Genomic DNA, 19873 nt, shown 5'->3' on the forward strand with positions numbered 1-19873 from the left:
CGCACCAGGAGACGCCATCATGCAAAACCACGACGTGAAACTCCTCACCCTCGAGCCGATGGACCTGCTCGCCGTCAGCCACGTGGGTCCGTACATGAAGATCGGCGACGCGTTCTACACGCTCGCGCAATGGCTCGGCGAGCGCAACGTGCGCACGTCGGGCTCGAAGATGGTCGGCATCTATTACGACGATCCCAATACGGTCGAAGAGTCGAAGCTGCGCTCGAAAGCGGCGCTGCATCTGGGGCACGAAACCGACGTGGAGATCGTGGCGCCCGTTGAGAAGTTCCAGCTGCGTGGCGGCGAGCACGCGATGATGCTGCACAAGGGGCCGTATCAGGCGCTAGGCCAGGCGTGGATGTGGTTTTACAACGAAGGGCTGAATAAGCTCGGACGCACGCCGGACTTTTCGGCGCCTTCGTTCGAGGTTTATCTGAATACGCCCGATGAGGCAGCGCCGGACGATTTGAAGACGGAGCTTTATATCCCGCTCGCATAAGGCGGCCGATTCGCACGCTTCGAACGGTGCCGCCGGGACGTCTTACGGCGGCATCTTCGTTTCCGATGCGAGGGTTCTAAGGTTTTAATAACGTATGTATACGTAAACGTAGTAATAGTTAACAAGCCCCTGGGTATTCTGTGGATAACCCCGGAAAACCATTGAGTAAACAAGGCTGTGGAAAAAACATAACCTTGCGGGTGTTAACGGGACAACGCCAGGCAGCTGCTGGCAACTTTTCCACAGTTTGCGTGCAGACGAAGTTATCCCCGATTCATGCACAGTGATTTCCAGGGGTTTTCCGGCGGTTATCCGCTGGGGGCTGTGGATAGTGCAGAACGCGAATTGCCGCTGTCTTCCACACGAAAAATGACGCCTTCAAAGGCGCTTTTTCGCTGGTGAAAATCGCGATGTTGAATCGGACCTCGCAATCTCGAATTTACGGTCTATAACTTCTGCGAGTGGGCCAGTGGTGACTATTGATCAAATTGCGCCATGGTCCGAGTGTCGCTCGAAAACGTGAAATAGTGAGAATCTCGAAGGCCATCGAGGCCTGCTCCGTCACTCATGGAGGCGCCGGATGAAACGCCGTGAACTGCTGGCCGCGCTGGCTGCGGGCGCAATGACCCAGGTTTCCACCGGCCAGGCGCAGGAGAGCCCGGCGAAGTACACCGATGAGATCGCACTGCCCACGCCCAAAATCTCCGGCACGGTCTCTCTCGAGGATGCTATCCAGCGGCGCAGGTCCGTACGCAGGTTCCGGTCCGATCCGCTGCCTGTCGAGACCATCGGCCAACTGCTGTGGGCCGGCCAGGGCATCACCAGCCAGGACGGCAAGCGCGCGTCACCTTCGGCCGGCGCCTTGTATGCGCTTGAACTCTACATGGTGACCGCCGCTGAGGTGATGCACTACGTGCCTCAAGGCCACCGCGCACAGAAGCGAGCGACGCCCGACATGCGTCCCAAGCTGCAAGCGCTTGCACTCAACCAGGCGTCTGTCGGGGCGGCGCCGGCCTTGATCGTGGTGGCTGCCGATCCCGGCCGGCTCAAGCAGCGGTATGGGGGGAGAGCCGGTGTGTATAGCGACCTGGAGGCCGGGCACGCCGCGCAGAACATGCTGCTGCAGGCCGTGGCGCTCGGGCTTGTCGCCGTGCCCGTGGGCGCGGTCGATGGGCCGCAGGCAGCCCATGCGCTCGGTTTGCCTGCCGGGCAGAGCGTGGTCTATGTCATCCCGGTGGGCTTACCGGTTTGAGTTGCGGCGTGAGTCGGTACAAAAAACAAACGCCCGGGAAACCGGGCGTTTGTTGTTCAATGACAGCAGCAGACGATCAAACGTCGATATTCCCCGCCCGCAGTGCATTGCTTTCGATAAACGCACGACGCGGCTCGACATCGTCACCCATGAGCGTCGTGAAGATGCCATCGGCAGCGATCGCGTCCTCGATCTGCACGCGCAGCAGACGGCGCACAGTCGGGTCCATCGTCGTTTCCCACAGCTGCCCGGGGTTCATCTCGCCAAGCCCCTTATAGCGCTGCTTCGACACGTTGCGCTCGGCATCGGCGATCAGCCATTTCATCGCGCTCTTGAAGTCGTTCACAGCCATGCTGCGCTCGCCGCGCTTGATCACGGCGTTCTTGCCGATCAAGCCCTTGAACGTATTGGCCGTGTTCACGAGCTGCTGATAGTCGGCGGTGAGCTGGAACTCCTCGTCGATCACCGAGACCTTCACGTTGCCGTGATGGCGGCGCTCCACGCGCAGCGAACGTTGCTCGCGCACCTGGTCGTACATCGGCACCACGCTCACTTCAGGCTTGAGCGGATCGTCGCGCAACTGCGCTTCGAGCGCACGTGCCGAAGCCTCGGTCGATGCTTCGCTCGACAGGTCGATCGCCACGCCGTCCATGATCGCTTCGAGCGCGCGCTCGTCGTACAGACGCGAGAGACGATCCACCACGCCGCGCGCGAGCTGGTACGAGCGCGCGAGTTCGCCGAGCGCGTCGCCGGAGATCGGCGTGGCGCCCTCGTTCGGCACCAGCTCGGAGCCTTGCAGCGCGAGACGCAGCATATGCGCGTTGAGCTCCGAATCGTCCTTGAGATAGCGTTCGTCCTTGCCCGCCTTGAGCTTGTAGAGCGGCGGCTGTGCGATATACACGTAACCGCGCTCGATCATCTCCGGCATCTGGCGATAGAAGAACGTGAGCAGCAGCGTGCGGATGTGCGCGCCGTCCACGTCCGCGTCGGTCATGATGATGATGCGGTGATAGCGCAGCTTGTCGAGGTTGTAGTCGTCCTTGCCGATGCCGCAACCGAGCGCGGTGATCAGCGTGACGATCTGCTCGGAAGACAGCAGCTTGTCGTAGCGCGCCTTTTCGACGTTCAGCACCTTGCCGCGCAGCGGCAGGATTGCCTGGAACTTGCGATCGCGGCCTTGCTTAGCCGAGCCGCCTGCCGAATCGCCCTCGACGATGTAGACCTCCGACTTCGCCGGATCCTTTTCCTGGCAGTCCGCGAGCTTGCCCGGCAAGCCCACGCCGTCGAGCACGCCCTTGCGGCGCGTCATTTCGCGTGCCTTGCGCGCAGCGTCACGCGCGCGCGCGGCGTCGACGATCTTGCCGCAAATGGTCTTCGCGTCGTTCGGCGTTTCGAGCAGGAACTCTTCGAGCGCCTTCGCCACGACGTCTTCGACCGGCGCGCGCACTTCCGAGGAAACCAGCTTGTCCTTCGTCTGCGAGCTGAACTTCGGCTCCGGCACCTTCACCGAAAGCACGCACGACAAACCTTCGCGCATGTCGTCGCCCGAAGTTTCCACCTTGGCCTTCTTGGCGATTTCGTTGTCGGCGATGTACTTGTTGATCACGCGCGTCATCGCCGCGCGCAGGCCGGTCAAGTGCGTACCGCCGTCGCGCTGCGGGATGTTGTTCGTGAAGCACAGCACGCTTTCGTTGTAGCTGTCGTTCCACTGCATCGCCACTTCCACGCCCACGCCGTCCTTCTCGCTCGAGATGTAGAAGATGGTCGGGTGCAGCACCGTCTTCGCCTTGTTGATGTACTCGACAAAGCCCTTCACGCCGCCCGCGAAGGCGAAGTCGTCTTCCTTGCCCGTGCGTTGGTCGGTCAGGCGGATGCGCACGCCGTTGTTCAGGAACGAGAGTTCGCGAATACGCTTGGCGAGAATGTCGTAGTGGTACTCCACGCTGCCGAAGATGGTCTCGTCGGCCATGAAGTGCACTTCGGTGCCGCGATTTTCGGTGTCGCCGAGCAGTTGCATGGGCGAGACCGTGTAGCCGTCGCGCTCTTCGAGCACACGGTTCTGCGGCACGCCACGGTGAAATTCCATGAAGTGCTTCTTGCCGTCGCGGCGCACCGTGAGACGCAGGAAGCTCGAGAGCGCGTTCACGCACGACACGCCCACGCCGTGCAGGCCGCCCGAAACCTTGTAGCTGTTCTGGTCGAACTTGCCGCCCGCGTGCAACTCGGTCATCACGATTTCGGCGGCGCTGCGCTTCGGATCGTGCTTGTCGTCCATCTTGACGTCCGTGGGAATGCCGCGGCCGTTGTCGGTGATCGAGATGGAGTTGTCCGCGTGGATCACCACGTGGATGTCGTTACAGTAGCCGGCGAGGGCTTCGTCGATCGAGTTGTCCAGCACTTCGAAGACGAGGTGGTGCAGACCGGTGCCGTCCGACGTGTCGCCGATGTACATCCCGGGGCGCTTGCGCACTGCCTCCAGACCTTCGAGGATCTGGATCGACGAGGCGCCGTAGCTGTTGTCGGGTTGCGAGTTGTTCGTATCAGTCATGGAATTTTCCGGTTCTGCGTACTGCCTGTGTTACTGCTCGAGACTTTTTCAAAAAGCCATAAAAACGCCAAAGGGGCGCAGCGCCCCCTGGTGTTCTTCTTCTGTCGCGCTTTTTAGATGCGCATCGGCATCACCACGTACTTGAATTCCTCGTTCTCGGGAATCGTGATGAGTGCGCTGGAGCTGGCGTCGCCGAGGCTCACTTCCAGCGTGTCGACCTTCAGGTTCGCGAGTACGTCGAGCAGATACGTGACGTTGAACCCGATGTCGATGGTGTCGCCCTGGTAGGCGATTTCCAGCTCTTCCTGCGCCTCTTCCTGGTCGGCGTTGGTCGACATGATCTTGAGCTGGCCCGGCTCGATGATGCAGCGCACGCCCTTGAACTTGTCGGACGTGAGAATTGCCGCGCGTTGCAGCGAGCGTTGCAGTTCTTCGCGGCCGATCTGGAAGCTGTTCTTGTGCGCCTTCGGGATCACGCGCTGGAAGTCGGGGAACTTGCCTTCCACGAGCTTCGAGACGAGCTCGACCTGGCCGAACGTGAACTTCACCTGGGTCGAACCGATGTCGATCTTCAGCACGTCGTCGATGTCTTCGAGCAGGCGCTGGAGTTCGAGAATGGTCTTGCGCGGGATGATGACTTCCTGGCGCGCGAACGAGCCTTCGATCTTCATCGACGAGAACGCGAGGCGGTGGCCGTCGGTCGCGACTGCCATGAGCTGGTCGCCGTCCACGACGAGCAGCATGCCGTTCAGGTAGTAGCGGATGTCCTGCTGCGCCATGGCGAAATACACCATGCCGAGCAACTGGCGGAACGTCTTCTGCGGCACCGCGAGGTTCGCGCCGAAGTCCTTCGCCTGCGCGACCGTGGGGAACTCGTCCGCGGCCAGCGTTTGCAGCGCGAAGCGGCTCTTGCCCGACTGCACCGTGAGGCGCTTGTCGGCGAGCGTGAGCGTGACCTGGCCGTCGGGCATCGCGCGCAGGATGTCGAGCAGCTTGCGTGCGGCGACGGTCGTGGCCACCTGGTCGTTGCCGACGCCGAAGTCGGCGGTCGTGGTGATCTGCAACTCGAGGTCGGTCGACAGGAACGAGACGTCGGAACCGGTTTTGGTGATCAGCAGATTGGCGAGGATCGGCAACGTATGGCGGCGTTCGACAATGCCGCTCACCGTTTGCAGCGGCCTCAGCAGGTTATCGCGTTCGGTCTTGACCAGTTGCATAGAGTTCCTTCGTTGATGTGACGGACTGCGCGCCCGCCTGGCGCCGGTTTTGCCGACGTGACCCCACGAAAGTCACGCGGCTTTGGCGCCGCTCAGGCGGTTAATGCGGCACAGGCCGCGGCGGTGGTTCCCGCCCCGGACCGCCGGGCGGTTAAACCCATATTGTGCCTGAAAACGGACCACTTCCCTAAATTGGGGGCGATCCGCGAAATAAACAGGGCAAACCTTTCGGGATGCGACGTCCGCCCCGCCATTCCGCTGCCGCCTGATGCGTATTACCCCTTCAGCGTCTGCTCGAGCACGTGCAGCTCATGGTTGAGCTGGGCGTCCTTGGTCCGTTCGTCGGCGATCTTGCGTACGGCGTGCAGCACCGTGGTGTGGTCGCGGCCGCCGAACAGCTCGCCGATTTCCGGCAGGCTCTTCTGCGTGAGCTCCTTGGCCAGATACATGGCGATCTGGCGCGGGCGCGCGATGTTCGCCGGGCGCTTCTTCGAATACATATCGGCGACCTTGATGCTGTAGAAGTCCGCCACCGTCTTCTGGATGTTTTCGACCGAAATCTGGCGGTTCTGCACCGTCAGCAGGTCCTTGAGCGCTTCCTTGGTCAGCTCGATCGAGATCTCGCGGCCGTGGAACTTCGAATACGCGAGGATCTTGCGCAGCGCGCCTTCGAGTTCGCGCACGTTCGAGCGCAGGTGCTTCGCGACGAAGAACGCCACGTCCTCGTTCAGGTTCACGCCTTCCGATTGCGCCTTGCGCATCAGAATGGCTACGCGCATTTCGAGCTCGGGCGGCTCGATCGCCACGGTCAGGCCCGAGTCGAAGCGCGAGATCAGACGGTCGTCGATACCCGAGATTTCCTTCGGATACGTATCGCTCGTGATGATCACCTGCGCCTTGTTGGCGACGAGGGCCTCGAACGCGTAGAAGAACTCTTCCTGCGTGCGCGACTTGCCCGAGAAGAACTGAATATCGTCGATCAGTAGCAGGTCGAGCGAGTGGTAGTAACGCTTGAAGTCGTCGAACGCCTTGCGCTGGTAGGCCTTCACCACGTCGGACACGTACTGTTCGGCGTGGATGTAGCGGATACGCGCGCCCGGCTTGTCGAGCAGGAGCTGGTTGCCGATCGCGTGGATCAAGTGGGTCTTGCCGAGGCCCACGCCGCCGTAAAGGAACAGCGGGTTGTACGAGATGCCGGGGTTGTCGGCGACCTGGATGGCGGCCGCGCGCGCGAGCTGGTTCGCCTTACCCGTCACGAAGTTGTCGAACGTGAGCACCGGGTTGAGCTTCGAGCGCTCGTAGGTCGGGTCGGGCTCGCCGCTCGAAGCGGCCGCAGCCGCGCCCTGGCCCGGGCGCCATGTGCGGCGGCCGGCGGCGGCTTCGTTGGCGTCGAGGCTCGGCAGGTCGAGGTCGGCGGCGTCATCGGCCGTAGCCTGCGCGGCGGCCGACGCGGCTTGCACCATGCCCGCGAGTCCCGTTCCGCCCGTCACGGCGGCCGGCTGCGGCGCGGCGGCTGCGCTCATGACCGATGCGGACGCAGGCGCGGCAGCCAGCGGCGCGCGCGATGCGGCGACGGGTGCCGGTGCGACGTGAGGCGAGCGCATGCCCGCCTTCGGGTCGAGGACGAACTGCACGTCGACGGGGGTCTGCCAGAAGTCGCGCGCCAGATCGGTGATCCGGCCCGAAAACTGGCTCTTGACCCAGTCGAGCTTGAAGCGGTTGGGAGCGGCTATCTGCAGCGTGTTCGCCGCAGCATCGAAGGCAACCGGGGCCAACGGTTTAATCCACGTCACGTACTGCTGGGGCGTTAGCTCACGCTCCAGTAGTGCGGAACAGTGTTGCCAGAATTCGTTCATCGAGTTGCTGTGGTCGTTTTGTTTGCATGCGTTGCGGTCGCTCCGCTCTTGTCGCACAGATGCGACGAGGCCCTGACGAGGCGACGGCAATTGCTCCGGAAGCCCGCGCGGCAAAGGTCTTGCGGCAAGCAGGCGGGCCGGAGCGGCATGCAGGATTCTTGGGATAGGCGAGATTCTAACGCCGAAATCCCCTCACCAGGAAGTTATCCACAGGGACGGATCAACGCACGTTCGTTCGTGCCCTCGCCAAGGCCGATGCAAGCGCTACGCGGCCGTCCGAGAAGGTTCGATCGCCTAAGCTATTGACGGCCAACGAAAAACCGGCTTAAATAGCGGGTTCCTCGAAAACCAATCCCTAGTACCACCGGCCATTGCCTTTTTCCGCGATGCTCGCCGCGGTCAAAACTCAACAGTGAGAGCAACATGAAACGTACTTTCCAACCTTCCGTTACCCGTCGCAAGCGTACCCACGGTTTCCGCGTGCGCATGAAGACCGCTGGTGGCCGCAAAGTGATCAACGCACGCCGTGCGAAGGGTCGCAAGCGCCTCGCCGTCTAAGTCGGGCAGCATCGCTATCAGCGAAATCACGGGTGGCGGCCCGCTCGCGAGCACGGCGAACAGGACGAACCTGGTAACTGATCGGGGCGTCATGCCGTCGCGAACGCAAGCCGCTTTTCCGAAAGCCGCAAGGCTACTGAAAACGGATGAGTTCTCATCCGTTTTTCGTTTGCGCCCGTGGCGCCGCACCGAACACTTCGTCGTGTACGGCCGGCCCACCGGCAACGAGGCGCGGCTCGGACTCGTGATCGGCAAGAAATACGCACCGCGCGCGGTGACGCGCAACCTGGTGCGCCGGATTGCCCGCGAGGCGTTTCGTGTGCGCCGGGCGCAGTTCGAAGGTTTCGACCTGCTGCTGCGCCTGCATACGAAGTTCGACCGCAAGGCGCTGCCGGGCGCGTCTTCGCCGGGGCTCAAAGCTTTGTGCCGCGGCGAGATCGAGACGCTGCTCGAAAAGGCCGCGCGCGAAGTCACGCGGCGCGGCAGTGCTGCGCCTGCGACATCTGCGCGCACCCCTTGCGCGACGCAGGCTGCGGCACCAACTGGGCAAGCAGCCGGGGAACCGGCGCAGGCCCAGGCCGGTAAAGATTTGCCGCCGGACGAGAGCAAGACCCGCGCATCATGAGCGGGGCGCGCGAGTCCGGCATATCCGACGTAGCCGCCGCGCAAGCGGCACGTGGTTCGTCATCGAACGCGGCGCAGCCAGGCCGCAACGCCATGCAAACGGTATTGATCGCACTGCTGCGTTTCTACAAGCTTGCCGTGAGTCCCCTCCTCGGCAGCCGGTGCCGTTTTTATCCTTCCTGTTCGGATTACGCACGCGAGGCAATCCAGTATCATGGCGCCGCGCGTGGGACTTACCTCGCCGCGCGGCGGCTGTGCCGCTGCCATCCGTTTTCGGCGGGCGGCATCGATCTCGTCCCGCCTGCATCTCCGAAAAAGCGCTGACGCGCCATTCCATCGACACTGAGACAACGCATGGATATTAAACGCACCGTCCTATGGGTCATCTTCTTCATGTCAGCTGTCATGCTGTACGACAACTGGCAGCGCGACCATGGACGCCAGTCGATGTTCTTCCCGAACGCGACGCAAACGCAGACGCAAACCGCCGCGAGCGGCCCTGCGCCGGCTAGCGCCGCCAACGGCGCGTCCGACCTGCCGACGGCCGCCGCCGCCGCGGGCCAGGCGCCGACGAACACCGCCCAGCCAGCTGCAGCCGCAGCACAGCTCGTTCACTTTCGCACCGACGTCTACGACGGCGTGATCGACACGCGCGGCGGTACGCTCGTGAAGCTTTCGCTCCTGAAGGAAAGCGCCGACGGCAAGGGTCCCGACCAGTACATCACGCTGTTCGACCACACGGGCGACCACACGTACCTCGCGCGCACCGGTCTGCTCGGCGGCGACTTCCCGAACCACAACGACGTGTTCACGGCAGTCGAAGGCCCGCGCGAGCTGACCGGCGACGCCAACTCCTTCCAGATCGCGCTGCAGTCGCCCGAGAAAGGCGGCGTGAAGGTCACCAAGACCTACACGTTTACGCGCGGCAGCTACGTGATCGGCGTGGACTGGAAGGTGCAGAACGTCAGCGGCGCGCCGGTTTCGCCTACGCTCTACATGGAAATCGTGCGTGACAGCCAGCCGGTCGAAACGCCGCGCTTCTCGCACACGTTCATCGGACCGGCGGTGTACTCGAACGAGCATCACTTCCAGAAGATCACGTTCGGCGACATCGACAAGAACAAGGCCGACTTCGTGACCCAGGCCGATAACGGCTGGATCGCGATGGTGCAGCACTACTTCGCGACCGCGTGGATTCCGCAGCAAGGCGTCAAGCGCAGCATCTACGTCGAGAAGTTCGACAACTCGCTCTACCGCGTGGGCATGAAGCAGCCGCTCGGCACGATCGCACCGGGTGCGACGGATACCGTGCAGGCGCGCCTCTTCGCAGGTCCCCAGGAAGAGCGCATGCTCGAAGGCATCGCGCCGGGCCTGGAACTCGTGAAGGACTACGGCTGGGTGACGATCATCGCCAAGCCGCTCTTCTGGCTGCTCGAGAAGATCCACGGCTACGTGGGCAACTGGGGCTGGTCGATCGTGCTGCTCACGCTGCTCATCAAGGCCGTGTTCTTTCCGCTCTCCGCCGCCAGCTACAAGTCGATGGCGCGCATGAAGGAAATCACGCCGCGCATGCAGGCGCTGCGCGAGCGCTTCAAGAGCGACCCGCAGAAGATGAACGCGGCGCTCATGGAGCTCTACAAGACGGAGAAGGTGAATCCGTTCGGCGGCTGTCTGCCGGTGGTGATCCAGATCCCGGTGTTCATTTCGCTGTACTGGGTGCTGCTCTCGTCGGTGGAAATGCGCGGTGCGCCGTGGATTCTCTGGATTCACGACCTCTCGCAGCAGGATCCGTTCTTCATCCTGCCGGTGCTGATGGCCGTCTCGATGTTCGTGCAGACCAAGCTGAACCCGACGCCGCCGGACCCCGTCCAGGCGAAGATGATGATGTTCATGCCGATCGCGTTCTCGGTCATGTTCTTCTTCTTCCCGGCCGGCCTCGTGCTGTACTACGTCGTGAACAACGTGCTGTCGATCGCGCAGCAGTACTACATCACGCGCATGATGGGTAAGGGCAAGAAGAAGCCCGCCTGAGTGCCGGGGCGGCAGCGATGCCGCCACCTGAATCAAGGCTCGAAAAAAAGCCGTCCGGTGTATGCCGGACGGCTTTTTGCATTAATGACGCGCCATTTCCTTGACGGCGCAGAGCGCAGCGTTCGTGTTAGGGCGTTAGTTCTTGTCCGCGTCGCCGTAGAATTGGGCGACCAGTTCCTGCACGAGATAGCGGTGATGGGCGCTGAGCGACTCGATCTTCGAAGCCAGTTCGAGCGTTTCCTCGGAAACCGGATATTTGCCGTCAGGCTTGCGGGGCCGCGGCACGGTCGAGCCCGCGTTGCCCGGAGGACCATAGTGCAGCCAGTGAATGTCCACGTCGAACCATTGCGCCAAGGTCTCCAGCTTGTCCTGCGTGGGAATGGTGCGGCCGCTCAGCCATTTGTGAGCGGTTTGCGGCGAAACCGGATGCTCGCCGTGATGGCGCAGATTGAACCGGTTAGCCAGATCGGTGCTGCCGCGTAGTTTTTCGGGCGCGCGCTTCATCGCGAACCTGAGACGTTCGGCAAAGGCGGCTTTTTCGTCGGATGTCGGCATGTGCCAAATTGTGCAACCCGAAATTGGCGAAGATGGCAACCAGTTAGGCTATATTTAACGCGCGTAAGCGATAATTCACCTGCTTCTGGCCGTCTTATGATTTCGGTCGGTATCCCCATGAATTCCCGTCTAGCAGGACGTTGGCGGGAACTGTCGCTCGTATTATCCAAAATCTGACAGAGTTTCTTGAGACTAATCTTAGCTAATTTAAGATAAAGCGAGACGACTCTCAGCCCGGTTGCCAGCCGGAGAACGCCCCGCCTGGCGCGTTACAATGCCTCGCGTTTTGCGAGTGCTCGTGATACCGCAACCGGTCCCCGCACTCGATCCCGATTCCAGCCCTGCTCCACGGTCCACGCCCATCATGCTCGCCACCGATTCCGATCCCATCGTCGCCATCGCTACTGCGCCCGGACGCGGCGGGATTGGTGTCGTGCGCGTCTCGGCCGGCCGCGCCGGCGCGGCGGCGACCGCTGCATTAATGCAGGCCCTCACCGGCCAGGAACTGGTTGCGCGCCACGCGAGCTACGTCCCCTTCCTCGACGGCGCCGGCACGGTGCTCGACCGGGGTATCGCGCTGTCCTTCCCCGCACCGCATTCGTACACCGGCGAGCACGTACTCGAACTGCAGGGCCACGGCGGCCCGATCGTGCTGCAACTCGTTTTGCAGCGCTGCATCGAGGCGGGCCGCGAGTTCGGACTGCGCCTCGCCGAGCCTGGCGAATTTACGCGGCGCGCGTTCCTCAACGACAAACTCGATCTGGCTCAGGCGGAAGCCGTGGCCGACCTGATCGAGGCGAGCACCGAAGCGGCGGCGCGCTCGGCCGGCCGCTCGCTCGATGGCGCGTTCTCGCGCGACATCCACGCGCTCGTGGACGACGTGGTGACGCTGCGCATGCTCGTGGAGGCAACGCTCGATTTCCCCGAAGAAGAGATCGACTTCCTGGAGGCCGCGGACGCACGCGGCAAGCTCGCACGCATTCGCGAGCAGCTCGACCACGTGCTCTCCGAAGCGCGTCAGGGCGCGCTGCTGCGCGAGGGACTTTCGGTCGTGCTCGCGGGACAACCCAACGTGGGCAAGTCGTCGCTGTTGAACGCGCTGGCAGGCGCGGAGCTCGCGATCGTGACGCCCGTTGCCGGCACGACGCGCGACAAGATTTCCCAAACCATCCAGGTCGAAGGCATTCCGCTGCATGTGATCGACACGGCAGGTTTGCGCGACACGGAAGACGAGGTCGAGAAGATCGGCATCGAGCGTACGTGGAACGAGATCGGCCGCGCAGACGTGGTGCTGCATCTGCTCGATGCGCGCACGGGCATGAACGCCGAAGACGAAGTGATTGCCGCGCGCTTCCCCGCCGGTGTGCCGGTTGTGCGCGTGCTCAACAAGACCGACCTGACCGGTGTGGCGCCCGAAGTGGCGAAGCGTCGTGCCGAGAACGGCAGCGAAGTGTGCGAGTTGCGTCTTTCGGCGAAACAGGGCGACGGAGTCGGGCTGCTGCGCGCCGAGTTGCTGCGTATTGCGGGCTGGCAGGCGGACGCGCAAAGCGTCTATCTCGCACGTGAGCGGCATCTCATCGCGCTGCGTGCTGCGCGCGAACATCTCGCACATGCCGCGGCGCACGCCGACCAGAATTCGCAATTGCTCGATTTGTTCGCCGAAGAGCTGCGGCTCGCGCAGGAATCGCTGAATTCGATTACCGGCGAATTCACGTCCGATGACCTGCTGGGCGTGATTTTCAGCCGGTTTTGTATCGGGAAGTAACCCGCAAACGCGCTGCGCCCCGCCCCATTCTTCTTCAGCCTGGAACAATCCCTTCGAAGCCTGAGGGTTAACCCTCGACAGCAATCCTCCTAGACTTTCACTCATCGGATGCAGACACGTTGTCGCACCGAATCAAAAGCCAAAGGAGGTAGTTAGCATGAAGTCCCTGATCCAGACCGTAGCCGTTGCCGTTGCACTCGTTGTTCCGGTGGCATCGTTCGCGCAATCGAATGCGCCCGTGACCCGCGCCCAGGTGCGCGCCGAGCTCGTGCAGCTCGAGAAGGCGGGCTGGCGTCCGGGCGCAGGAGCGGACCCGCACTACCCCGACGATCTTCTCGCAGCCGAAGCCAAGGTAGCCGCCGCGAACGGCGCAACGAGCGGCTATGGCGGCGTGGCAGCCGGCAACTCGGATGCAGGCCGCCCGGCCGTGTCCAAGGCCGACTGGAACGCGATGTATAACCATCCGTAACACGGCAATACTGCTGAAACGCTTGCCATCATCTCCCGCAAGCGTTTCGCATACCTAAACGAATACCTCCGCCGTCGTTGACTCGACGGCTTCGCTCAGGCCTTCTGGCCTGGGCGCTTTTTCCAGCGACCGTCAGGCAACCTGGCGACACTGCGCAAAAGCAAAGCTTGTTCAGCCTCATCTCAGCGCACTACGAGTTAACTGCCAGGTCATTTAATTCGTAGTGCGATCAATCAAGAAATCCACAAGCAGGCGATTGGCTTCAACGCTTGCGCTCGCTAACGCGCCCTTCTCCGCCTCCACGAACGTACAGCGGCCGCTGTGTGCGGCTGTAATTTGTGGACACACATCGTTGCTTTTCCAAACCCTTGCCGTGGCGTGGCTCGTCGACAATCAGTGGCATAGGAGAACGACGATGAAAACACTCTTCTGCGTTATTGCTCTCGTTGGCTTGTCGGCCGGCCTCACGGGTTGTGTGGTTGCGCCGCCGTACGCGTACGCGCCTGCGCCAGCCTACGGCTATGCGCCGGGCTACTATGCGGCGCCGTCGGTTGATATCGGGGTTGGCGTCGGCGGCTATTACGGCCACGGCTGGCGACATTAAGGGGACCGCAACAAGCCTCCTGAAAGGTTGAGGTCTGACCTTTAAACTTGACCTATCCGATGTGATAGCTGGACACGCGCCGCCGTCGAACTAAAGTGGCGAGACACGTTTTCACAAGACGTTGGACCAGCGTACGGGGGCAACCATGAGATTCATCGACGACGAGATCGCGCATATCACGCGCGCAATGGCGCCCTCGTTATCCGCTGGCACGACGCCCGCAGTCTTTTCATTCGATTACTGGTACGAGCGCCTGTGCGCATTGCTCGACCTTGCCCAGATCACGCCGTCCCAGTTCCGTACCGTCGACGCGCTCATGGTCGATCTCGAATCGCACCGGGCTGCCACCGGCGCAGCGGTGCGCGAGGCGATGGCCGCCTGACTCACCGATTCACGAGATTGCTTCGCGAGCGCCCGGCGCCGCGAATTCCCGATTAACCTCGCCATGTCACCCGAGCATGGATTAGCCCGCGCGAGCGGGCTTTTTTCTTTTCGGGGCGCGCACCAACAGGTCGGCAGACGCAAAAAAGACCGCGGCAGGGGCCGCGGTCAAGAGCTTGCCATTAGGCATCCTACGCGGCGCCGAGGGGTTGTCGCCGCCACATCATTCTCGCGGCTCGCCCAAGGCGCAGCAACGCTTTGCGCCCCGATTTGACAATCCTTAACGTTTCGGCCGACTTGGCGTGCGCTCTTGAAAACGTCGCGCGACCCCTGCATGTAGAGCCCACTTTTTTCGGAGATTCAGATCGTGGGCAGACGACCTTCCTTCATTGACGATCTGGCTCGCGGCGTCCCTTCCGACGGCGCGGGCCAGCGCCCGGGCTTCGACGACGACGCGCTCCTAGACGCCTATTCGCGCACCGTGATCGGGGCGCTAGAGCGCGTGCAGCCCGCCGTCGCGCATATTGCCGTCGAGCGCCGCGCATCGGGCCAAGCGCCTGCGCGCGGCGGTAGCGGCTCGGGCTTCCTGTTCACGCCGGACGGCTACTTGCTGACGAATAGCCATGTCGTGCATGGCGCAAGCAAGCTGAGCGTGACGCTCGCGGACGGCACGACGCAAGGCGCCGACCTCGTCGGCGACGACCCGAGCACGGATCTCGCCGTGCTGCGTATCGGCGCGCCCGAGGCGCTGCCGCACGCGCAGCTCGGCGATTCGGCGGGCCTGCGCGTCGGGCAAATAGCCATCGCCGTGGGCAGCCCGCTCGGTCTCGCGCAAACGGTGACGACGGGCGTGGTGTCGGCGCTTGGGCGCTCGCTGCGTTCAGAGTCCGGCCGCATGATCTACGACGTGATCCAGACCGACGCCGCGCTCAATCCGGGCAACTCCGGCGGTCCGCTCATCAATTCGGCGGGTCAGGTGATTGGCGTGAATACGGCGATCATTCCGGGTGCGCAAGCCATCTGCTTCGCCACGGCGATCGACACGGCAAAGTGGGTCATCACGCAGCTCTTCGCGCACGGCCGGGTGCGGCGGGCGTACATCGGCATAGCTGGAACCACGGTGCCGATCGCGCGCAAGGTGCAGCGTTACTTCGACCTGAGCGCGACAACGGGCGTGCGGGTGATGGAGATCGTCAAGGGCAGTCCCGCCGCGCTCGGCGGCCTGCGCGTGGACGACACGATCGTGACGATCGATGGCGTGCCGGTGGACGGTATCGACACGCTGCAGCGTCTCTTCGACGTTTCGCGCATTGATCGGACGGTGGAAATCGGTGTGATCCGCTTGACGCAGCGGCTCAACCTGAGCGTGACGCCCGTCGAGCAGACGGGCTAGGCGCAAAGCACGACCGATGAGGCGGCGCACGCCACGGTGCGCCGCCCATCACATGGATTACCAGCCGCCGCCAGGCTGGGCATAGACCGGCTGTTGTCCGTAGCCGGGCTGCGCGTAGCCGTCGTCATATTGCGGCGGCGGCGGTGCGGGCTGGGCCGGCGCGCAGGGCACGTAGCGGCCCGAATACTGGTCGTAGCACGCCGCGCCGGCCGGGGCGGCGGCATAAACCGGCGCCGGCTGCGCATACACGGGTGCGGGCTGCACATAGGCCGGCTGAGCCGGGTAGGCCACTGCCGGGCCGCTGTTCAGCACGGCGCCCACTGCCGCGCCGATCAACGCGCCGCCAACCAGCGCACCCACCACGTCACCGCCGTGATCGTGCGCGCTCGCGGGGCCAGCCGCCACCGCACACCCCGCCAGCACCAAAACGGCTGCCATCTTTCGCATGTCGTTCTCCCTGAGAACCTTTGAAAACATGCGAGCGATTGTCAGCCTGATTGCTGGATACAGGTGCTGCAAGTGGTAACGCCGAATTACGGGGAGTGTGGCTTGCCTGCGCGCGCTGGCCGGGAGTGAATCCCGTCAGCGTGCGTGCTCGCCGTCGTGCGCGTCTGCCTCGTGTGTGCGCGGCGTGCTACCGCGCTGCCCGGCGGACGGACAGAGAAGGGTGAGCGCGATGGATAGCACCATCAGCACGAACAAGGCGACGAAGTACGCCATCCAGGAGAACTCGAAATCCACGAGTGCCACCCATGTGCTTCGGCGCGTTCATCCGCGCGATGCGTGCTCCCGCTCAGTGATGCAGAAGACTGCGTAGCGGATGACGCCAGTCGATATGATGTCCGTCTCCCGCTTCCACGCGCTGTCGATGCTCCTCGAGGATCTCGTCGGAAAACAGGAAGACGACAATGACAAGGGGGATCACCAAAAACGCGCCCAGTATTACGTGTTCGATCACGATTGACTCCTGGTTGTCAAGCGGTTTGCAATTGCATTGTAGCCAAGACGCGACAGTTTGCACATTGGGCGCGCACTGGAGCTTGAAAACAATGTTCGCCAACCATCACAACCCGCGCTGAGCAGCCTGCGTGCCCGGTTCGCGGGGGCTCTCGGAACGCCCCCGCGTCAAGGTCGCCATCGATCCGGATGAGTCGCTTATGCCGCCGCCTTTTTCCACGCGGCGGCAAAGAGCCCTGCGCCGATCAGCAGCGTGCCGCCCGTACGATTGACCGCGCGCTGCACGCGCGGGCTGCGCACGACCTTGCGCGCGGCCGCTGCGAGCAGCGCATAGGCGAGCGCGTTGAGCGTTGCGAGCACGAGGAAGGTGGCTTCGAACACGACGATCTGCGATGTCATGGCCGCATGCGGGTCGATGAACTGCGGCACGAAGGCGACGAAGAAAATGATGCTCTTCGGGTTGAGCGCGGTAACCGCGTAGGCATGCGCGAAGATGCGGCCGGTGCGCGTCTCCGAGGTGTCCGGCGCGTCGCCAACGCCTACAGGTGCGCGCCAGAGCTTCACGCCCAGATAGATCAGATAGGCGGCGCCGACCCATTTCAGCACCGAGAATAGCGTGGCGGAAGCCGCGAGGATCACGCCGAGTCCGAGCATGGAAGCGGTCATCGCGGTGAAGTCGCCAAGCGCGACGCCGGCTGTGGTTGCGAGCGCGTAGCGGCGGCCGTGGCCAAGCGCGTAGGAAACGACGAGCAGCACGGTCGGGCCGGGAATGGCAACGAGAATCGCCGACGCAATCGCGAACGGCAGCCAGTGAGCGAAAGTCATGGGTTCCTCCATAAGGAAGCCCGATTTATCCACGAACTTTTGCGGTATGCAAGCGGGGCGCGCGGCTTCGTTTCGAGAGCTTCATTGGCGCCTGGCATCGTTTTTATTCTGTCGCCAATCCATTAATGCGCGCGTTGCCAATTGGCGTACGTGAAACTTTGGGTGCGCTGCGTCATGGGTTAATCGGCTTTCTACTAAACCGTTTAAATCAAAGCGCGCTCGATTTTCCTATCCTGGATATAACCGTCTGCGCCTTGTTGGATAAGGCGCGTAGCTTTGTAATCGATGCTTCGGAGTGCTGCTGGACGCTCTTCAGTGCCTGGCTGAACGGTAGAGCGGCGCTCGATACCATCCTGCAAGCAACAGCGACTGTTGCAAGCGCACACAAGTGGGGCTTGCAGTCTTTCGGCAGTTTTCTATTTTTAAAGACGCGGGTGGAGCGTGAGAGTTAAATACATAGCTAACCTGAGTAAAAACCCGCAGGAGGCAGTCATGAAAATGCTATCCGGTATGGTCGTCGCGGCGGCCAGCCTTGCTTGCGTCATCGCGGTTCAGGCTCAGGACGTCGGCGTGAAGCCGCAGCAAACGGTGCAATTCAAGCCGGGCTCCTATGGCTGCCTCACGAAAGACAAGCTCGACGCCGTTGCGCTGCACGAGCAGGCGGGCGAGCATCAGCAGATGCAGGAATACTTCACCGGGTTCCAGTGTCTGTCCACGCCCGACAATCAGTCGTTCCGCGTCGTACAGGTAGTGGGCCATGACGTCGAATTCGTTAACGCGGCGAACACCGACGAGCAAGGTCTCTGGACCACGGACCGCTCCATCAAGCAGTAAGGCCGTATCTCCCAACGCGCCTCTCGACATGGCCCGACGCACGTGCGCCGGGCCATCGCGCTTGCTGGGCGCGTTACCGTGACGTGATGCAACGCGTCGCGCGCCGCTGTCAAAACCCCGTCACTTTCCCGTCAGACCATCCCCATTGCGTCGCGCGTCGCATCGACGTGTGCTGCGCGTCGACTCGACCGGCACGTGGCTTGCTTGAAACTTCGCTATCATGTGCGGCTTTCGCGCGACCGGAATTCGGTATGGCACTCAAATCGACCATCTACAAAGCAGAACTGCAGATCGCAGACATGGACCGGCACTATTACGCCGACCATGCGCTCACGATCGCGCGCCATCCGTCCGAAACCGACGACCGCATGATGGTCCGCATCGCGGCGTTCGCGCTGTTTGCGGGCGAGCGGCTCGAATTCTGCAAGGGCCTCTCCGATACGGACGAGCCCGACCTCTGGTGCAAGGACTACACGGGCGCGATCGAAACGTGGATCGAGGTTGGCCAGCCCGACGAGCGCCGCATTGCCAAGGCGAGCGGCCGTGCGGGCGAGGTCATCGTGATCGCCTACGGCGGGCGCACCTCCGACATCTGGTGGCAAGGCGTGCGCAACAAGGTCGAGCGCCTGCGCAACGTGACGGTCTGGTCGTTGGGCGAGGGCGTTGCCGCGTCGCTCGGCGCGCTGGCCGAGCGCACCATGCGCCTGCAATGCACGGTGCAGGACGGCGCGGCGTGGGTCGGCAATACGAGCGCCGAGCCAGTCGCAGTCGAGTGGAGCGTATTCAAGGCGCCCGAGAACGTGTGAAAGCAGGGCGCGCGCCCTCAAGCATGCGGCGGCCCCTTGAGTTCCACCATGTTGCCTTCCGGGTCGAAAAGATACAGCGACGGCCCCAAACCCTCCGCCCCATAGCGCTCGACGGTATTGCCGGGACGCGCTCCATGCTGCGTCAGATGTAACGCCAGCGCCTCGGCGTCGAACGGCTCCACGCGCAGACAAAGATGATCCATGTTGCCGCTCGCGCCAGCAGGTGGCGCGCCGGCGCCCCGGTCGAGCGGGCCGCCGATCGTCACCAGGTCGATGAGCGAGCGTCCCGCGCGCAACTGCATGAGGCCGAGATCGCGCTGTTCGCGCTCCGGCTGGCAGCCGAGCACTTCGCAATAGAAACGCGTCATGGCGGCCACGTCAGCCGCCCGGATAACGACGTGATCGATCTCGCGAATCTGAATCCGCATGGCGTCCTCGCGTTCGTACAGGGCTTTTTATGATGAACCTGTCGACGCCGGGCTGCGCGGACTGCGCGCATTTCAGCGAATCTCTCGAACCGGAATCGCCGGCAGCAGAACTGTCGGAACCGGCGGAAAATAGCCGAAAGCACGGAAGCGGCGGGTGCGCCGCGGGTGGGGCGAAATAGCGTATAGAAAACGCTGGACGAAAAAAAGCCCGCTGCTGTGAGCGGGCTTAATCCATATCAGGAGGAGACATGGAGGAGACAGGAACCACTAT

General features: G+C 62.8%; 23 protein-coding genes. 14 read left to right on the top strand and 9 right to left on the bottom strand.

Annotated elements, in window-relative coordinates; translation table 11 throughout:
* The first annotated feature begins 19 nt into the window (after nucleotides 1–19).
* A complete protein-coding gene (locus E1N52_RS13490; protein ID WP_133183285.1) occupies nucleotides 20–499 on the top strand; it encodes an AraC family transcriptional regulator in 480 nt (159 codons plus the stop codon).
* 580 nt (nucleotides 500–1079) lie between these two features.
* The gene (locus E1N52_RS13495) at nucleotides 1080–1751 is read left to right on the top strand and encodes a SagB/ThcOx family dehydrogenase (RefSeq protein ID WP_133183286.1); all 672 of its coding nucleotides are present in this window, start codon (nucleotides 1080–1082) and stop codon (nucleotides 1749–1751) included.
* 76 nt (nucleotides 1752–1827) lie between these two features.
* Here the strand turns inward: E1N52_RS13495 and gyrB are convergent, their stop codons facing one another.
* The 3 genes from gyrB to dnaA form a co-directional block, all read right to left on the bottom strand.
* Nucleotides 1828–4299 (bottom strand): DNA topoisomerase (ATP-hydrolyzing) subunit B, encoded by a 2472-nt coding sequence (gene gyrB / locus E1N52_RS13500; protein WP_133183287.1) that lies wholly within the window; start codon nucleotides 4297–4299, stop codon nucleotides 1828–1830.
* 113 nt (nucleotides 4300–4412) lie between these two features.
* The gene (dnaN, locus tag E1N52_RS13510) at nucleotides 4413–5516 is read right to left on the bottom strand and encodes a DNA polymerase III subunit beta (protein WP_133183288.1); all 1104 of its coding nucleotides are present in this window, start codon (nucleotides 5514–5516) and stop codon (nucleotides 4413–4415) included.
* A 275-nt stretch (nucleotides 5517–5791) separates the two neighbouring features.
* Nucleotides 5792–7372 (bottom strand): chromosomal replication initiator protein DnaA, encoded by a 1581-nt coding sequence (gene dnaA / locus E1N52_RS13515; protein WP_213084296.1) that lies wholly within the window; start codon nucleotides 7370–7372, stop codon nucleotides 5792–5794.
* Nucleotides 7373–7795: 423 nt separating this feature from the next.
* Between dnaA and rpmH the strand changes: the two genes are divergently transcribed.
* The 4 genes from rpmH (at nucleotide 7796) to yidC (ending at nucleotide 10585) form a co-directional block, all read left to right on the top strand.
* The gene (rpmH, locus tag E1N52_RS13520) at nucleotides 7796–7930 is read left to right on the top strand and encodes a 50S ribosomal protein L34 (RefSeq protein WP_026120950.1); all 135 of its coding nucleotides are present in this window, start codon (nucleotides 7796–7798) and stop codon (nucleotides 7928–7930) included.
* Nucleotides 7931–8021: 91 nt separating this feature from the next.
* Entirely contained in the window at nucleotides 8022–8555 is a 534-nt protein-coding gene (gene rnpA / locus E1N52_RS13525) for a ribonuclease P protein component (protein WP_133183290.1), read from the top strand.
* A gap of 92 nt (nucleotides 8556–8647) precedes the next feature.
* Complete coding sequence (gene yidD, locus E1N52_RS13530) at nucleotides 8648–8878, top strand: membrane protein insertion efficiency factor YidD (protein ID WP_042266160.1); 231 nt, start codon at nucleotides 8648–8650, stop codon at nucleotides 8876–8878.
* Between the two features lie 30 nt (nucleotides 8879–8908).
* Nucleotides 8909–10585, top strand: a complete 1677-nt coding sequence (gene yidC, locus E1N52_RS13535; protein WP_133183291.1) for a membrane protein insertase YidC — start codon at nucleotides 8909–8911, stop codon at nucleotides 10583–10585.
* A 135-nt stretch (nucleotides 10586–10720) separates the two neighbouring features.
* On the opposite strand, the gene E1N52_RS13540 is transcribed toward yidC, so the two are convergent.
* Nucleotides 10721–11140, bottom strand: a complete 420-nt coding sequence (locus E1N52_RS13540; RefSeq protein ID WP_133183292.1) for a helix-turn-helix domain-containing protein — start codon at nucleotides 11138–11140, stop codon at nucleotides 10721–10723.
* Nucleotides 11141–11504: 364 nt separating this feature from the next.
* Between E1N52_RS13540 and mnmE the strand changes: the two genes are divergently transcribed.
* The 5 genes from mnmE to E1N52_RS13565 all read left to right on the top strand — a co-directional run bounded on the left by mnmE (nucleotide 11505) and on the right by E1N52_RS13565 (nucleotide 15752).
* The gene (gene mnmE, locus E1N52_RS13545) at nucleotides 11505–12905 is read left to right on the top strand and encodes a tRNA uridine-5-carboxymethylaminomethyl(34) synthesis GTPase MnmE (protein ID WP_133183293.1); all 1401 of its coding nucleotides are present in this window, start codon (nucleotides 11505–11507) and stop codon (nucleotides 12903–12905) included.
* 157 nt (nucleotides 12906–13062) lie between these two features.
* Nucleotides 13063–13374 (top strand): DUF4148 domain-containing protein, encoded by a 312-nt coding sequence (locus tag E1N52_RS13550; protein ID WP_133183294.1) that lies wholly within the window; start codon nucleotides 13063–13065, stop codon nucleotides 13372–13374.
* A gap of 415 nt (nucleotides 13375–13789) precedes the next feature.
* A complete protein-coding gene (locus E1N52_RS13555) occupies nucleotides 13790–13978 on the top strand; it encodes a hypothetical protein (protein WP_133183295.1) in 189 nt (62 codons plus the stop codon).
* 145 nt (nucleotides 13979–14123) lie between these two features.
* A complete protein-coding gene (locus E1N52_RS13560) occupies nucleotides 14124–14360 on the top strand; it encodes a hypothetical protein (RefSeq protein ID WP_133183296.1) in 237 nt (78 codons plus the stop codon).
* A 366-nt stretch (nucleotides 14361–14726) separates the two neighbouring features.
* On the top strand, nucleotides 14727–15752 hold the full coding sequence (locus E1N52_RS13565) for a S1C family serine protease (protein ID WP_133183297.1): 1026 nt from the start codon (nucleotides 14727–14729) through the stop codon (nucleotides 15750–15752).
* 57 nt (nucleotides 15753–15809) lie between these two features.
* On the opposite strand, the gene E1N52_RS13570 is transcribed toward E1N52_RS13565, so the two are convergent.
* From E1N52_RS13570 to E1N52_RS13575, 4 genes are all read right to left on the bottom strand, one after another.
* A complete protein-coding gene (locus E1N52_RS13570) occupies nucleotides 15810–16199 on the bottom strand; it encodes an ecotin precursor (RefSeq protein WP_133183298.1) in 390 nt (129 codons plus the stop codon).
* A gap of 135 nt (nucleotides 16200–16334) precedes the next feature.
* Nucleotides 16335–16502, bottom strand: a complete 168-nt coding sequence (locus tag E1N52_RS44045; RefSeq protein WP_165979377.1) for a hypothetical protein — start codon at nucleotides 16500–16502, stop codon at nucleotides 16335–16337.
* A gap of 43 nt (nucleotides 16503–16545) precedes the next feature.
* Nucleotides 16546–16710 (bottom strand): hypothetical protein, encoded by a 165-nt coding sequence (locus E1N52_RS44050; protein WP_165822733.1) that lies wholly within the window; start codon nucleotides 16708–16710, stop codon nucleotides 16546–16548.
* A 197-nt stretch (nucleotides 16711–16907) separates the two neighbouring features.
* Nucleotides 16908–17534, bottom strand: coding sequence for a LysE family translocator (locus E1N52_RS13575; protein WP_133183299.1), 627 nt, complete (start codon nucleotides 17532–17534; stop codon nucleotides 16908–16910).
* A gap of 125 nt (nucleotides 17535–17659) precedes the next feature.
* On the opposite strand from E1N52_RS13575, the gene E1N52_RS13580 reads away from it, so the two are divergent.
* The 3 genes from E1N52_RS13580 to E1N52_RS13590 all read left to right on the top strand — a co-directional run bounded on the left by E1N52_RS13580 (nucleotide 17660) and on the right by E1N52_RS13590 (nucleotide 19174).
* Complete coding sequence (locus E1N52_RS13580) at nucleotides 17660–17986, top strand: hypothetical protein (RefSeq protein WP_133183300.1); 327 nt, start codon at nucleotides 17660–17662, stop codon at nucleotides 17984–17986.
* A 40-nt stretch (nucleotides 17987–18026) separates the two neighbouring features.
* Nucleotides 18027–18368, top strand: coding sequence for a surface attachment protein Sap1 (gene sap1 / locus E1N52_RS13585; RefSeq protein ID WP_133183301.1), 342 nt, complete (start codon nucleotides 18027–18029; stop codon nucleotides 18366–18368).
* Between the two features lie 251 nt (nucleotides 18369–18619).
* Nucleotides 18620–19174 (top strand): YaeQ family protein, encoded by a 555-nt coding sequence (locus tag E1N52_RS13590; RefSeq protein ID WP_133183302.1) that lies wholly within the window; start codon nucleotides 18620–18622, stop codon nucleotides 19172–19174.
* 17 nt (nucleotides 19175–19191) lie between these two features.
* On the opposite strand, the gene E1N52_RS13595 is transcribed toward E1N52_RS13590, so the two are convergent.
* On the bottom strand, nucleotides 19192–19602 hold the full coding sequence (locus tag E1N52_RS13595) for a VOC family protein (protein WP_133183303.1): 411 nt from the start codon (nucleotides 19600–19602) through the stop codon (nucleotides 19192–19194).
* Nucleotides 19603–19873: the final 271 nt, after the last annotated feature.

This window comes from Paraburkholderia guartelaensis, from assembly GCF_004353905.1.
GTDB lineage: Bacteria > Pseudomonadota > Gammaproteobacteria > Burkholderiales > Burkholderiaceae > Paraburkholderia > Paraburkholderia guartelaensis.

What these genes read in the sequence shown, in the direction of transcription:
- E1N52_RS13490 (WP_133183285.1), top strand. Translation starts at nt 20, where the DNA reads ATGCAAAACCACGACGTGAAACTCCTCACCCTCGAGCCGATGGACCTG.
- E1N52_RS13495 (WP_133183286.1), top strand. Translation starts at nt 1,080, where the DNA reads ATGAAACGCCGTGAACTGCTGGCCGCGCTGGCTGCGGGCGCAATGACC.
- gyrB (WP_133183287.1), bottom strand. Translation starts at nt 4,299, where the DNA reads ATGACTGATACGAACAACTCGCAACCCGACAACAGCTACGGCGCCTCG.
- dnaN (WP_133183288.1), bottom strand. Translation starts at nt 5,516, where the DNA reads ATGCAACTGGTCAAGACCGAACGCGATAACCTGCTGAGGCCGCTGCAA.
- dnaA (WP_213084296.1), bottom strand. Translation starts at nt 7,372, where the DNA reads ATGAACGAATTCTGGCAACACTGTTCCGCACTACTGGAGCGTGAGCTA.
- rpmH (WP_026120950.1), top strand. Translation starts at nt 7,796, where the DNA reads ATGAAACGTACTTTCCAACCTTCCGTTACCCGTCGCAAGCGTACCCAC.
- rnpA (WP_133183290.1), top strand. Translation starts at nt 8,022, where the DNA reads ATGCCGTCGCGAACGCAAGCCGCTTTTCCGAAAGCCGCAAGGCTACTG.
- yidD (WP_042266160.1), top strand. Translation starts at nt 8,648, where the DNA reads ATGCAAACGGTATTGATCGCACTGCTGCGTTTCTACAAGCTTGCCGTG.
- yidC (WP_133183291.1), top strand. Translation starts at nt 8,909, where the DNA reads ATGGATATTAAACGCACCGTCCTATGGGTCATCTTCTTCATGTCAGCT.
- E1N52_RS13540 (WP_133183292.1), bottom strand. Translation starts at nt 11,140, where the DNA reads ATGCCGACATCCGACGAAAAAGCCGCCTTTGCCGAACGTCTCAGGTTC.
- mnmE (WP_133183293.1), top strand. Translation starts at nt 11,505, where the DNA reads ATGCTCGCCACCGATTCCGATCCCATCGTCGCCATCGCTACTGCGCCC.
- E1N52_RS13550 (WP_133183294.1), top strand. Translation starts at nt 13,063, where the DNA reads ATGAAGTCCCTGATCCAGACCGTAGCCGTTGCCGTTGCACTCGTTGTT.
- E1N52_RS13555 (WP_133183295.1), top strand. Translation starts at nt 13,790, where the DNA reads ATGAAAACACTCTTCTGCGTTATTGCTCTCGTTGGCTTGTCGGCCGGC.
- E1N52_RS13560 (WP_133183296.1), top strand. Translation starts at nt 14,124, where the DNA reads ATGAGATTCATCGACGACGAGATCGCGCATATCACGCGCGCAATGGCG.
- E1N52_RS13570 (WP_133183298.1), bottom strand. Translation starts at nt 16,199, where the DNA reads ATGCGAAAGATGGCAGCCGTTTTGGTGCTGGCGGGGTGTGCGGTGGCG.
- E1N52_RS13575 (WP_133183299.1), bottom strand. Translation starts at nt 17,534, where the DNA reads ATGACTTTCGCTCACTGGCTGCCGTTCGCGATTGCGTCGGCGATTCTC.
- E1N52_RS13580 (WP_133183300.1), top strand. Translation starts at nt 17,660, where the DNA reads ATGCGCGCGTTGCCAATTGGCGTACGTGAAACTTTGGGTGCGCTGCGT.
- sap1 (WP_133183301.1), top strand. Translation starts at nt 18,027, where the DNA reads ATGAAAATGCTATCCGGTATGGTCGTCGCGGCGGCCAGCCTTGCTTGC.
- E1N52_RS13590 (WP_133183302.1), top strand. Translation starts at nt 18,620, where the DNA reads ATGGCACTCAAATCGACCATCTACAAAGCAGAACTGCAGATCGCAGAC.
- E1N52_RS13595 (WP_133183303.1), bottom strand. Translation starts at nt 19,602, where the DNA reads ATGCGGATTCAGATTCGCGAGATCGATCACGTCGTTATCCGGGCGGCT.